The 13546-nt window shown below is 68.5% G+C and carries 11 protein-coding genes; 9 read left to right on the top strand and 2 right to left on the bottom strand.

Annotated features, from left to right (window positions below; all coding sequences use genetic code 11):
* Positions 1 to 32: 32 nt before the first annotated feature.
* The 8 genes from QXK92_RS17270 to QXK92_RS17235 all read left to right on the top strand — a co-directional run bounded on the left by QXK92_RS17270 (position 33) and on the right by QXK92_RS17235 (position 10768).
* Entirely contained in the window at positions 33 to 935 is a 903-nt protein-coding gene (locus QXK92_RS17270; protein ID WP_306244500.1) for a hypothetical protein, read from the top strand.
* The gene (locus QXK92_RS17265) at positions 932 to 2440 is read left to right on the top strand and encodes a hypothetical protein (protein WP_306243176.1); all 1509 of its coding nucleotides are present in this window, start codon (positions 932 to 934) and stop codon (positions 2438 to 2440) included. The genes QXK92_RS17270 and QXK92_RS17265 overlap by 4 nt, the downstream gene beginning before the upstream one ends.
* A 145-nt stretch (positions 2441 to 2585) precedes the next feature.
* Positions 2586 to 4415 carry a phosphoenolpyruvate carboxykinase (GTP) gene (locus QXK92_RS17260; RefSeq protein WP_306243175.1) on the top strand — a complete coding sequence of 610 codons (1830 nt, stop codon included), beginning with the start codon at positions 2586 to 2588 and terminating at the stop codon, positions 4413 to 4415.
* A 96-nt stretch (positions 4416 to 4511) separates the two neighbouring features.
* Positions 4512 to 5642, top strand: coding sequence for a PPE family protein (locus QXK92_RS17255; protein WP_306243173.1), 1131 nt, complete (start codon positions 4512 to 4514; stop codon positions 5640 to 5642).
* A gap of 172 nt (positions 5643 to 5814) precedes the next feature.
* Positions 5815 to 6714, top strand: a complete 900-nt coding sequence (locus tag QXK92_RS17250) for a PPE family protein (RefSeq protein ID WP_306243171.1) — start codon at positions 5815 to 5817, stop codon at positions 6712 to 6714.
* Between the two features lie 343 nt (positions 6715 to 7057).
* Positions 7058 to 8278 (top strand): sodium:proton exchanger, encoded by a 1221-nt coding sequence (locus QXK92_RS17245; RefSeq protein ID WP_306243169.1) that lies wholly within the window; start codon positions 7058 to 7060, stop codon positions 8276 to 8278.
* Between the two features lie 16 nt (positions 8279 to 8294).
* On the top strand, positions 8295 to 9818 hold the full coding sequence (gene fadD4 / locus QXK92_RS17240; RefSeq protein WP_306243167.1) for a fatty-acid--CoA ligase FadD4: 1524 nt from the start codon (positions 8295 to 8297) through the stop codon (positions 9816 to 9818).
* A gap of 2 nt (positions 9819 to 9820) precedes the next feature.
* Entirely contained in the window at positions 9821 to 10768 is a 948-nt protein-coding gene (locus QXK92_RS17235) for an enoyl-CoA hydratase/isomerase family protein (RefSeq protein WP_306244498.1), read from the top strand.
* Here QXK92_RS17235 and QXK92_RS17230 read toward each other — a convergent pair.
* Positions 10753 to 11139 carry a CD225/dispanin family protein gene (locus QXK92_RS17230; RefSeq protein ID WP_306243165.1) on the bottom strand — a complete coding sequence of 129 codons (387 nt, stop codon included), beginning with the start codon at positions 11137 to 11139 and terminating at the stop codon, positions 10753 to 10755. The genes QXK92_RS17235 and QXK92_RS17230 overlap by 16 nt on opposite strands.
* 111 nt (positions 11140 to 11250) lie before the next feature.
* Positions 11251 to 12381, bottom strand: coding sequence for an acyl-CoA dehydrogenase family protein (locus QXK92_RS17225; protein WP_371934561.1), 1131 nt, complete (start codon positions 12379 to 12381; stop codon positions 11251 to 11253).
* Positions 12382 to 12542: 161 nt separating this feature from the next.
* Here QXK92_RS17225 and QXK92_RS17220 point away from each other — a divergent pair, with 161 nt between their 5' ends.
* Positions 12543 to 13532, top strand: coding sequence for a MaoC family dehydratase (locus QXK92_RS17220; protein WP_306243161.1), 990 nt, complete (start codon positions 12543 to 12545; stop codon positions 13530 to 13532).
* Positions 13533 to 13546 lie beyond the last annotated feature (14 nt).

The raw sequence follows: 13546 nt of genomic DNA, 5'->3' as shown, positions 1-13546 counted from the left end.
GGGGTTCGGATGCAGGGAACAGGGGGCAGCACATTTTCGTCGACCAGCTGACGCAATTCGCCCGGAGGGCCGCTGACCAGCGCATTGCGGCGATCGCCGCACGGGTCGCGGCGCCGCTGCGGGTGCGGGTCCGCGGACGCCTGGGGGTGGGTTGCAGCACGGTGGCGCGCGCCCTCGGCCGGTGGTTCACGGTGGTCGAAAGCGGGGCGGACCTCGACGTTCAGGTCATCGCCGAAGTCGTCAAGCCCGAGGACTCGGCCTCGGGTGCGGTGCTTGCGGTGCTGAACAAGGCTGACCTCACCGGGTTCGGCGGCGACGGACCGATGGCGGCGGCGAGCGCGCGGTGCCCGGAGTTCTCTGCGCTGCTCGGCGTGCCGGTGCTGCCGATGAGCGGGTTGCTGGCCCTGGCCGCGCTCGATGATCCAGGCGCGGCGCGCTGGGCGGCGTTGCGTGCGCTGGCCGCGGACCCGGCACCGGCGGCGATTCCGCGGGAGCTGCTGGCAGGAGTGGACCTGTTCGGGATCGCGCTGGCGGTCGCCGCCCTGCGGCAGGGCAGCGGCCCGAAGCAGGTGCGGGCGCTATGGCGCCGGGTCAGCGGGGTCGACGAGGTCGTCGGCCGGATCGTCGCCGCCGGAGCACCGGCGCGCTATCGCCGGATTCTCGATGCCGTCACCGAACTGGAAGCGCTGGCGGTCGGTGATCCGGCCGTAGATGCGTTTCTGAACGCCGACGACACCGTGATCGCCCGGATGGGCGCCGCGCTGGAGGCCGCGCAGGCCTGCGGGCTGCCGCCCGGCCCCGCAGCGCCGCTGCGCCGCGCGCAGCACTGGCAGCGCTACACCCGTTCGGCGCCGGGAGGCGTGCACCGCGCCTGCGGTGTGGACATCGCCAGGGGGGCCCTGCGCCTGTGGGCCGCCGGTCAGGAGCCCCAGTGAGCCGCGACGATCCCGTGGCCCGGGTCGACGCCGTGGTGGCGGCCGTCGGGCCGAAGCTCGGAGCGCCGGCCATCAGGCGGCGCGACGTGGTGCTGGTGACGGGCCCGTGGCTGGCCGGGGTCAGCAGTGTGGCGGCCGCGCTGCGGGAACGCGTTCCGCAGCGCACCTTCGTCGAGTCGGGAGAGCTGGGAACCGGCGACGCGCCGCTGGGCGTGGTGTTCGTGGTGTCGGCCTCGGCTCCGATGACCGCGTCGGACTGCATGCTGCTCGACGCCGCGGCCGAAAACACCGACGCGGTGGTGGCCGTGGTGGCCAAGATCGACGTGCATCTCGGCTGGCGGGACGTGCTCGACACCAACCGGGACACGCTGGCCGCGCACGGGCCCCGCTACGCCAAGGCGCCGTGGGTGGGCGTCGCCGCCGCACCGGAGGTGGGCGCGCCGCAGGTCGACGACCTGGTTGTCACCCTCGTGGCCCAGCTCGCGGATTCCGATCTGAGCCGACGCAACCGGTTGCGGGCCTGGGAGTCGCGACTGCAGACGGTGGCGCGGCGCTTCGACCGGGACGCCGACGGCGCCGGCCGGCAGGCCCGGGTCGACGCCTTGCGCGACCAGCGCAGCGCGGCCCTGCGGCAGCGTCGCCAGTCACGATCCGAACGCACCATCACGCTGCGCGGACAGCTCCAGCAGGCCAGGGTCCAGCTGTCCTACTCGGTACGCAACCAGACCGCGGCGCTGCGCGGCGAACTGCAGGAAGACGTCGCGGCACTGTCCCGGCGCCAGGTCCCCCGGTTCGCCGCGGCCGCCCAGGTGCGGCTCGATGAAGTGGCCGGGGAGATCGCCGCCGGTGCCGACGCTCACCTCGCCGAGGTCGCGGCGGCCATGGGCGTTCCGCTGGATCTGCCGCCCCCCACCGCGCCGGCCGTCCCGGTGTCGGCCCCCTCACTGAAGTCGCGCCGCCTCGAGATGCGGCTGCTGATGGTCTTCGGCGCCGTGTTCGGGCTCGGCGTGGCGCTGACGCTGAGCCGGCTGATCTCCGGGCTGACTCTTGGCCTGCACCCGGGGCTGACGGCCGCCGGGATCGCGGCCTGCGTGGCGCTGGGACTGGCGACGACGGCGTGGGTGGTCACCGTCCGCAGCCTGCTCAGCGACCGCGCGGTGCTCGACCGCTGGGTGGGGGAGGCGACGTCGTCGCTGCGTTCGGTCGCCGAACAGCTGGTGGCCAGCCGGATCCTGGCCGCCGAATCCCTCTTGAGCACCGCGGTCGCCGCGCACGACGACGCCGAGAACGTGCGGGTCACCGACCACGTGAGCGCCATCGACGGCGAACTGCGTGAGCATGCCCTGGCCGCCGCCCGGGCCGCGGCGGTGCGCGACCGCGAGATGCCGACTATCCAGGCCGCGCTCACCGCGGTACGTGCAGAACTCGGCGAACCAGGTATACCGGGTGAGCGGGTTACCTTTCGGGCCGGAACCTCGACGCGGTACGAAAACAGACCTTTCTGAATCGGTCTTGTGAGCAGGCTTATACCCTCCTGGGACTTACGCGACAAGTGATGCGCGATAACCTGAGTAAGAGAGCGTTAAGTGTGCTGAACACGCATGCCACTGGAACCGACGATTACCGAGCACCAGAATTCAGGAGAGTTCGATGACCTCAGCGACCATCCCCGGCCTGGACAACGCACCCACCAATCATCAGGGGCTGCTGTCCTGGGTGCAGGAGGTCGCCGAGCTCACTCAGCCCGACCGGGTGGTGTTCACCGACGGCTCCGAGGAGGAGTTCCAGCGGCTCGCCGACCAGCTCGTCGCGGCGGGCACGTTCAAGCGGCTCAACCCCGAGAAGCACCACAACTCCTACCTGGCGCTGTCCGACCCGTCCGATGTCGCACGCGTGGAGTCCCGCACCTTCATCTGCTCCGAGAAGGAGATCGACGCCGGGCCCACCAACAACTGGAAAGACCCGAGCGAGATGCGCTCGCTCATGACGGACCTGTACCGCGGTTGCATGCGCGGCCGCACCATGTTCGTGGTGCCGTTCTGCATGGGCCCGCTCGGTGCGGAGGACCCCAAGCTCGGCGTGGAGATCACCGACTCGGAGTACGTCGTCGTCTCGATGCGAACCATGACCCGGATGGGCAAGGCCGCCCTGGAGAAGATCGGCGACAACGGGTTCTTCGTGAAGGCCCTGCACTCGGTCGGCGCCCCCCTCGAGGAGGGCCAGCAGGACGTGCCGTGGCCCTGCAACGACACCAAGTACATCACCCACTTCCCGGAGACCCGCGAGATCTGGAGCTACGGGTCCGGCTACGGCGGCAACGCGCTGCTGGGCAAGAAGTGCTACTCACTGCGCATCGCCTCGGCCATGGCCCACGACGAGGGCTGGCTGGCCGAGCACATGCTGATCCTCAAGCTCATCTCCCCGGAGAACAAGGCGTACTACTTCGCCGCGGCCTTCCCGTCGGCGTGTGGCAAGACGAACCTGGCGATGCTGCAGCCCACCATCCCCGGTTGGCGCGCCGAGACCCTCGGTGACGACATCGCATGGATGCGGTTCGGCAAGGACGGCCGTCTGTACGCCGTCAACCCCGAGTTCGGCTTCTTCGGCGTCGCGCCGGGCACCAACTGGAAGTCCAACCCGAACGCGATGCGCACCATCGCCGGCGGCAACACCGTCTTCACCAACGTCGCGCTGACCGATGACGGCGACGTGTGGTGGGAGGGTCTGGAAGGCGACCCGCAGCACCTGATCGACTGGAAGGGCAACGACTGGTACTTCCGCGAGACGGAGACCAACGCGGCCCACCCCAACTCCCGCTACTGCACCCCGATGTCGCAGTGCCCGATCCTGGCCCCCGAGTGGGACGACCCGCAGGGTGTGCCGATCTCCGGCATCCTGTTCGGCGGCCGCCGCAAGACGACGGTTCCGCTGGTCACCGAGGCCCGCGACTGGCAGCACGGCGTGTTCATCGGCGCCACCCTGGGCAGCGAGCAGACCGCCGCGGCCGAGGGCAAGGTCGGCAATGTGCGACGCGACCCGATGGCCATGCTGCCGTTCCTCGGCTACAACGTCGGTGACTACCTGGGCCACTGGATCAACCTGGGCAAGAACGCCGACGACTCCAAGCTGCCGAAGGTGTTCTTCGTCAACTGGTTCCGCCGTGGCGACGACGGCCGCTTCCTGTGGCCGGGCTTCGGCGAGAACAGCCGCGTGCTGAAGTGGATCGTCGACCGCATCGAGCACAAGGCCGGCGGGCGCACCACCCCGATCGGCACGGTCCCCGCAGTGGAGGACATGGACCTCGACGGGCTCGAAGCAGACGCCGCGGACGTGGCCGAGGCGCTGAAGGTCAACACCGACGAGTGGCGGGAGGAGATCCCGCTGATCGAGGAGTGGCTGGAATTCGTCGGCGAGAAGCTGCCCACCGGCATTCGCGACGAGTTCGACGCGCTCAAGGAGCGGTTGCGCGAAGCGGAGTAGCAGCTGGCACACCGGTTCTGCGGAAACGTAAATTTCCGCTGCGCTGCGTCGTAGGATCCCTCGCTGTCGACACTCGAACGCGAGAGGGGTCCACTGGTGAACTTTGCGGTGCTGGCACCCGAAGTCATTTCGGCGCAGATGTATTCCGGCGCAGGCTCCGAACCCATGTTGGGCGCCGCTGCGGCCTGGTCCGGATTGGGCGAGGAATTGGGCTGTGCCGCAGACTCTTTCGCGTCGGTGACCGCGGGATTGACCGGCGGCCCCTGGCAGGGTCCGGCGGCGGCCGCGATGACGACGGTGGCCACCAGGTACGCAAGCTTTTTGACCGAGGCGGCAACCCGCGCAGTAACGGCGGCCACCCAGGCCAAGGCGGTGGCCGGCGTTTTCGAGGCCGCGAAGGCGGCCGTTGCCCATCCGATGGCGGTGCGGGCCAACCGCATGCAATTCGTCTCGGCGATCCGGTCCAATTTCCTCGGCCTCAACTTTCCGCTGATCGCCGCCATCGAGGGCGCATACGACGAACTCTGGGCCCAGAATGTGTCCGCGCTGGCGGCTTACCACACCGGAGCCTCGGCGGCGGCCGCCCAGATCGCGCCGTGGCAGGAGGCCCTGGGTGACTTCGGCGCGCGCATCGGCCGGGTGGTCGAAACCGATAAGGCGATGATCGAGGCCCGGGCGGCGGCCAACTCGGCCGAGATCGCCGACGCGGCGCGCTTCACCCGGGACGCTGTCAATACGGCGTTCGTCGAAGCGCGCTTCGGTCCGGGACGCTTGTGGGGGCCGTTGCGCTCGGCAGTCGCTTATGACGCACAGACGGCCGGGCGGTTGCTCGTCGAGAACGCCGCCCTGCCCGGGCAGATCGTTTCCAAGAACATCGAGATACTGGCGGCGCCCGGCAACAGGCCCCCGGCCACCGCGCCGGCCGCCGACCTCGGCGGCCTGCTGCAGATGGACGCGGCCACAATCGGTCGCGTGGTCAGCGACAACCAGGTGCAGCTGTCGAGCGCGGCGGCAGTGACGGAAAGCAGCCTGCGGGCAGCGGAGGCCGCCGTCGTGGGCGGCGATCCAGTTGCCGCGGCCAGGGATGTCGCCGCTGCGGTTGCCTACGATGCGGACACCGTGGCGCGCCTGGGCATCGAAGATCTCTCGTTGCCGGCGGAACTGATTCGTGAAGACATCGGGTACCTGACCGGCGCGCCCGCAGCGGCCGCCGTGCTGCCCGGCTGACGCGGCCGGTCAGCCCGTCAGGGCCGTCAGGGCCGCCAGGGTCGACACCGCCATCAGTGCCGCCGGTGTAGCTGAAAAGACTAGTTTGCGGAAACGTTAATTTTGCGCACGGTTTGGTCGTAGGATTTCTTGCTATCGGCACGGGGGCTGCCGGATGCGAGAGGATCCACCGATGAACTTTGCGGTATTGGCACCCGAAATCACCTCGGCGCAAATGTATTCCGGTGCGGGATCCGGGCCGATGCTGGGTGCGGCTGCGGCGTGGACCGGCTTGAGCGACGAGTTGGGCAGCGCTGCTGATTGCTTCGGGTCGGTGACTGCCGGGTTAGCTGGTGGTCCTTGGCAGGGGCCCTCGTCGGTGGCGATGACGGCAGTGGCCGCCAAATATGCGGGTTTTCTCGGCGAAGCGGCGACCCGTGCCGCCACCGCTGCCACCCAGGCCAACGCGGTAGCGGGGATTTTCGAGGCGGCGAAAGCCGCCGTGGCGCATCCGATGACGGTGCGAACCAATCGTGTGCAGTTCGTGTCCGCGGTGCGGTCGAACTTCTTGGGCCTCAACGGTCCGCTGATTGCGGCCATCGAGGGTGCGTATGACGAGCTGTGGGCCCAGAATGTGTCCGCACTCGCGAGCTACCACGGTGCAGCCTCAGCGGCGGCGGCGCAAATTGCCCCGTGGCAGAAGGACCTGGCGGATGTCAGCACCCTCGTCGGCCGGCTGAACGCGGCGAACGGTGCGACTCTGGCTGCCACGGCGACGGCGAACGCGGCCGAGATCTCGGGTGCGGCACGATTCACCAGGGACATGGCGACGGAGGCGGGCGCGGATCTGAGCGCCGGTCGCGTCATGCCGGCGGTGCAGAAGGTCGGTTCGGCCATCGCCTACGACGCCCAGGCCGCGGGCAACGTCCTGGCCAGAACCGCGAGTGTGCCGGCGCAGTTGGTCGGCCAAGACCTCGAGATCCTGGCGTCATCCGAGTTTGGCGAGAGCCTCAGGGATCGCCTCATCCGGCTTGGCTACCCGCCCGACTACTTGGACTACATCCGTAACGTTCGGCCGACGGTGCAAGGCTGACCCGGATTGTTGGGGTTTGCCAAATCCATAGTTTCGGGTCAACGAAAACAAAATTATACCTAGTTGATCAGCAAATACAGGTCACCGACATCGAGAAACTCGTAGCTTCGCTAAGTTGCCAGACGATCCAAATTAGGTTAGCCTCGGGGTAGCGAAGGGGAGTAGTTCCAGATCGCCGGCCTGGTTACCGGCGGCTGCGGATGGTCGACATACTGGCGGCTTCGGTCGCCCGGTCATCCACCGGGGAGTTTTCCGGCGAGCGAGACCTTCGGCCGACACAACGTCGGTCCGAAGTCTCGCCACCGCCGACGGGGCCCCGGACCGCAGGAACCGAAGGACGCTAATGGCTTTGATCGCCGAACGCCGTCGGACCCGGACACCCGCAGACCTGCTGCTGCGCTCGCTGCTCACCACCGCGATCTTCATCGCTCCCGCGCTCGTCGTGCGCTGCGCCGGGCTGCATCCCGCACCCGTGCTGTCGCTGATCGTCCACGGCGCGGCCGTCGTCGCGGCGAGTTTCCTGCTGGCCTGGGCGGCCGAGGCGGCGCAACTCGACGTGTCCGGCGGCCTGGCCATCGCGGTGCTGGCGCTGATCGCCGTGCTGCCCGAATACGCCGTCGACCTCTACTACGCCTACCAGTCCGGCTCGCACGCCGAGTACACCCAGTACGCCGCGGCCAATATGACCGGCTCCAACCGGTTGTTGATGGGCCTGGGCTGGCCGGTGGTGGTGCTGGTGGCGCTGTGGGTCGCGCGCAGGACGGGCGGGCCGACGGCTGCGCTGCGGCTCGAGCGCGGCAACCGGGTGGAACTGGGGTTCCTGCTCGTCGCGGGGATCGTCGCCTTCCTCGTGCCGGCGACCGGCCGTATCCACATCACCCTGGGCGTCGCACTGCTGGCCTGGTTCGGTTTCTACCTTTACAAGCTCAGCCGCGGCGCCGTGGAGGAGCCCGAGTTGATGGGCACCGCCGCGGCCCTGGGTGGGCTACCGGAGCGGGCCCGTCGCGCCGCGGTCATCACCCTGTTCGCCGTCGCCGCCGGGGTCATCCTGGCGTGCGCAAAACCCTTCGCGGAGAGCCTGATCGGCGCCGGCACCGAGCTGGGTGTCGACCGGTTCCTGCTGGTGCAGTGGCTGGCGCCGCTCGCTTCGGAAGCGCCGGAGTTCGTGATCGCGATCATCTTCGCCAGCCGCGGCAAGGGCACCGCCGCGATCGCGACGCTGATCTCCTCGAAGGTCAACCAGTGGACGCTGCTGGTGGGTTCGTTGCCGATCGCCCACCTGGTAGGCGGCGGCGCCGACCAGCTGGTCCTGGACGGCCGGCAGGTCGAAGAGATGCTGCTGACTGCGACCCAGACCCTGATGGGGGTGGCGCTGATCCTGGCGCTGCGCTTCCACCGCTACACGGCGTGGGCGTTGCTGACGCTGTTCCTGGTGCAGTTCCCGGTCGCCTCGACCGAGGCTCGGCTGGCGCTGAGCGGGGTGTATGCGATGGTCGCCGTGGTCGCGCTGGTGGTGAACCGCCGGCAGGTGTTGCCCACGCTGCGCGCACCGTTGCGCGGCTGACTCGTAGAGTTCAGCCATGCAGATTCGCCCGCATGCGCTGGCTCATCCCGACAAGCCCGCCGTCATCCTGTACCCGTCCGGCACCGTGGTGACCTTCGGTGAGCTCGAGGCCCGCGCGAACCGGCTGGCGCACTACTTCGGGCAGGCCGGGCTGCGCGAGGGTGACGCCATCGCCATCCTGATGGAGAACAACGAGCACATGCACGCCGTCATGTGGGCGGCGCGGCGCAGCGGGTTGTACTACGTGCCGATCAACACCCATCTGACCGCGGCCGAGGCGGCGTACATCATCGACAACAGCAACGCCAGGGCCATCGTCGGGTCGGCGGCGCTGCGCGACGTGTGCGCGGGGCTCGGCGACCATCTGCCCAACGGTCTGCCCGATGTGCTGCTGCTCGCCGACGGTGCCCTGGAGGGCTGGCAGCGCTATCCGGAATGCGTTGCGGATCAACCGGATACCCCGATCCCGGACGAGATCGAGGGTGACCTGTTGCAATACTCCTCGGGCACCACCGGCCGGCCCAAAGGCATCAAACGTGAACTGCCGCATGTGCCGCCGGAAGACGCGCCGGGCATGATGTCGGCGCTGGTCGGGTTCTGGATGGACCCCGACACGGTCTACCTGAGCCCCGCGCCGCTCTACCACACGGCGCCGTCGGTGTGGTCCCTGACGGTGCAGGCCGCCGGCCTGACCACCGTGGTGATGGAGAAGTTCGATCCCGAGGGGACGTTGGACGCGATCCAGCGGCACCGGGTGACGCACGGGCAGTTCGTCCCGGCCATGTTCGTGCGGATGCTCAAACTGCCGGAAGCGGTGCGTAATTCGTACGATCTGTCCAGTTTGAAGCGGGTCATGCATGCGGCCGCGCCGTGTCCGGTGCTGATCAAGAAGCAGATGATGGAGTGGTGGGGGCCCATCGTCGACGAGTACTACGCCTCCTCGGAGGCGATCGGTTCGACGCTGATCACCGCCGAGGACTGGCTGGCCCATCCCGGCTCGGTCGGCAAACCGATGTCCGGCGCGTTGCACATCCTGGGGCCCGACGGCAAAGAGTTGCCACCCGGTCATCCGGGCGAGATCTATTTCGAAGGCGGGTATTCGTTCGAGTACCTCAACGACCCGTCGAAGACCGCCGCGTCGCGGGACACGCACGGCTGGATGACGGTCGGGGACATCGGGTTTCTCGACGAAGAGGGCTACCTGTACCTCACCGACCGCCGTCACCACATGATCATCTCCGGCGGGGTGAACATCTATCCGCAGGAGACCGAGAACCTGCTCGTCACCCATCCGAAGGTGTTGGACGCGGCCGTATTCGGCGTTCCCGACGACGAGATGGGCCAGCGGGTGATGGCGGCGGTGCAGACCGTCGACCCGGCTGATGCCACCGAGGCGTTCGCCGAGGAGCTGTCGGGCTGGTTGCGAGAACGGTTGGCGCACTTCAAGTGTCCGCGGTCGATTGCGTTCGAGGCACAGCTGCCGCGTACCGACACCGGCAAGCTCTACAAGAACGAGTTGATCGAGAAGTATTCGGTGTGACCCTGCGGGTGGTCGATCTGTCCAGCGCGCCGGAGCCCGATGTGGCGGCGCCGCCGGGTGTGATCGTCGCCCACGGATCGCCGCACAGCGAGTACTGGCTGGACACTGCGACTTTCACGCTGTCCGAGCACCGATGTGACGATCCCCGGGTGGTCACCGTGGATTCGGTGCCGCGGGTGTTGTCCGAGCTGACGCAACGCTGCCAACAGTGGCCGATCGCCAGTGCGGTCTGCGACGACGTACTGCGCTCTTTGGACCCGGCCGGCGTCACGCTGGGCGGTCTGGTCACCGAGTCACTGGCCTATTCGACCTTGCAGGCCGGACCCGAATTCGCCCGCTGGCTGTCCCAGCGCGGACCGGCGCGGGTCCCGGACAGCGCCGAACCCGTTACGGTGCAACGCTACGACGACATCCTGCGCATCAGCTTCAACCGCCCGGACCGGCACAACGCCTTCTGCACCGGCACGCGTGCGGCGCTGCTGGAGGCACTGGCCGTCGCGCAGCTCGATCCGTCGATCGCCGGAATCGTGTTGGGCGGCAACGGTCCGTCCTTCTGCAGTGGGGGAGACCTCGCCGAGTTCGGCTCCTTCGCCGACCCGGCCAGCGCCCACCTGGCGCGCACCCGGCACAGTCCTGCCCTGGTGCTCGACGAACTCACCGGCCGGCTCGGCCGGGCCTGTCGCGCTCAGGTGCACGGGCGGGTGCTGGGCAGCGGGCTGGAGATGGCCGCATTCTGCGGGTGGGTGCAGGCGGCGCCGGACACCGTATTCGGACTGCCCGAGTTGAGCCTGGGGTTGTTACCCGGTGCCGGCGGCACGGTCAGTGTCACCCGGCGGATAGGCCGTTGGCGCACCGCATATCTCGTCCTCTCGGGTCACACCGTCGAGGCGCAGACGGCGCGGGCGTGGGGTCTGGTGGACGCGATCGGCTTTGCTCAGTACCCGGAATAGGTGGTGTACGTCGTCTGGATGTGGTTGTCGATCGAGACGGCCGCCGCGATCAGGACGACGTAGAGGATGATCGACACCACGATCACCACCGCACCCACGATGGCGCTGATGATCGCCCACTTCTTGGCATTGCGGGAGGCTTCCTGGGCTTCGCCGTAGCGTCCCTGTGCCCACAGTCCGGAGACCTTGGTGGAGTAGACGATCGACACGATGCCGGCCGGCAGACAGCACAGCACCGTGCTCAGAATCGCCCAGACCAGGTAGTTGTCCGGTTCCGGCCCGGCGCCGTAGGCGGGCGGCCCGCCGTAGCTCGGCGGCGGCTGGCCCTGCCAACCCGGGTTGGCGCCGTACGGGTCCGACGGATAACTCATAACCGCTGCCTTCCCTTGGGTCGCCACTTTGCTGGTGCCTCGCGGCGAAGTCAGGCAAATATAGCGCACCCCACGGCACGCGGGCAGTGCGAAACGGACCCCCCGTCGCGGTCAGATGCCGCCGCGTGACACCAGCTGCGCGGCGATCACGTTGCGCTGGATCTCGTTGGTGCCCTCGCCGACGATCATCAGGGGCGCGTCACGGAAATAACGCTCGACGTCGTATTCGGTGGAGTAGCCGTAGCCGCCGTGGATGCGAACGGCGTTCAACGCGATCTCCATGGCCGCCTCCGAGGCGAACAACTTGGCCATGCCCGCCTCCATGTCGCACCGCTCGCCGCTGTCGTAGCGGCGCGCGGCATAGTGGGTGAGCTGACGGGCGGCGGTGAGTTTCGTTGCCATATCAGCCAAATAGTGCCCTACCGCCTGGTGCTTCCAGATCGGCTGGCCGAAACTCTCGCGCTGCTGGGCGTATTCGAGCGCGTCGGCCAGCGCCGCGGTGGCCACGCCCAGCGCGCGTGCGGCCACCTGGATCCGCCCCGTCTCCAGGCCCTTCATCATCTGCGAAAAGCCTTCTCCCATAACGCCTCCCAGTACCGCAGATGCCGGAACCCGGAAGTCGTCGAAGGAAAGTTCGCATGATTCGACACCCTTGTACCCGAGCTTGGGCAGATCCCGCGACACCGTCAGGCCCGGCCCGTGCTCGACCAGCAGCACCGAGATGCCCCGATGCCGGGGGGTAGCGTTCGGGTCGGTCTTGGCCAGCAGCGCGATCAGTCCGGAGCGACGTGCATTGCTGATCCACGTCTTGGAACCGTTGACCATCAACGTATCCGGGTCGGTGGCCGGTAGTGCGGTGGTGGTCATATTCTGCAGATCTGAGCCACCGCCCGGCTCAGTGAGCGCCATCGTGGCCCGCAGTTCACCAGTCGCCATGGGCGGCAGGTACTTTCGCTTCTGCTCCGGGGTGCCGAACAGGGTCAGCAGCTTGGCGACGACGGTGTGCCCGCCCATCGCGCCGGCCAGGCTCATCCAGCCGCGTGCGAGTTCCTGAGTGACCTCGACGTAGCACGGCATCGACACCGGCGAACCGCCGTACTCCTCGTCGATGGCCAGGCCGTAGATGCCGATACGTTTCATCTGCTCGATCCAGGCCTCGGGATAGGCGTTGGCGTGCTCGACCTCGCGCACGGTGGGCCGCACGTCGCGGTCGATGAACGCGCGCACGGTGGCCACCAGCATCGCTTCGTCGTCGTTGAGTTCAGTGCTCACTGTTGCCCCTTCTGCTTGATCGGCCGAGCGTGAACGTGGCGACGTCGAACCGGCGTGTCACGTCGTCGTATTCACTTTCGGCGGGGCGCGTGTTTGACCCTCGCTGAGACAGCCTGCCAGCATGGGATTTCGTGACAGACGGGTATACGGCGGTGCGCGCAGGCGGGCCCTATTTCGACGACCTCTTCGTGGGGCAGGTGTTCGACTGGGCGCCTTCGGCCACGCTGTCGCCGGGCCTGGCCGCCGCCCACCAGGCCATCATCGGCGACCGGCTGCGGTTGGCGTTGGATGCCGACCTGTGCTTCGCGGTGACGGGTGCGCCGGCCGCGCTGGCGCACCCGGGACTGGTGTGCGACGTGGCGATCGGGCAGTCGACGGTGGCCACTCAGCGGGTCAGGGCCAACCTGTTCTACCGCGGGTTGACGTTCCACCGGTTTCCGGTGATCGGTGACACCCTGTACACCCGAACCGAAGTCGTGGGTCTGCGCGCCAACACGGCCAAGCCGGGCCGGGCGCCCACGGGCATGGCGGCGCTGCGCATGACGACGATCGACCAGGCCGATCAGCTGGTGCTGGACTTCTACCGCTGCGCAATGCTGCCGGCCGGCCCGGACTGGACGCCCGGGGACGCCGCGACCCGCACCGACGATCTGGCTGCTTTCGTGGCGACACCGCCGGGCGTCCGCCCGACCGAAGCCTGGAACGGCGAGGCTTTCCGCCGCAAGGTGCCCGGGCCGCATTTCGACCCCGGCCTGGCGGGGACGGTGCTGCGCAGCACCGCCGACGTGGTCAGCAGCGCTCCCGAGCTGGCCCGGCTCACGCTGAATATCGCCGCCACGCACCATGATTCGCGGGTTGGCGGGCAGCGGCTGGTGTACGGCGGACACACCATAGGGCTGGCGTTCGCGCAGGCCAACCGGCTGCTGCCGAACCTGGTCACGGTGCTGGGCTGGGAGTCCTGCGATCACACCGGCCCGGTGCACGAGGGCGACACGTTGTACAGCGAGCTGCACGTCGAATCGGCCGATTCGGGCGTACTGGGGCTGCGGTCGCTGGTCTACGCCGCCGGCGAGCCGGACCGGCAGGTGCTGGACTGGCGCTTCAGCGCGCTGCAGTTCTAGACCCGCCGGGCCGG

The sequence above is a fragment of the Mycobacterium sp. TY815 genome (assembly GCF_030755135.1).
GTDB lineage: Bacteria > Actinomycetota > Actinomycetes > Mycobacteriales > Mycobacteriaceae > Mycobacterium.
Note: the sequence above shows the minus strand (reverse complement) of the source record. Positions and strands in the feature narration are given on the sequence as shown.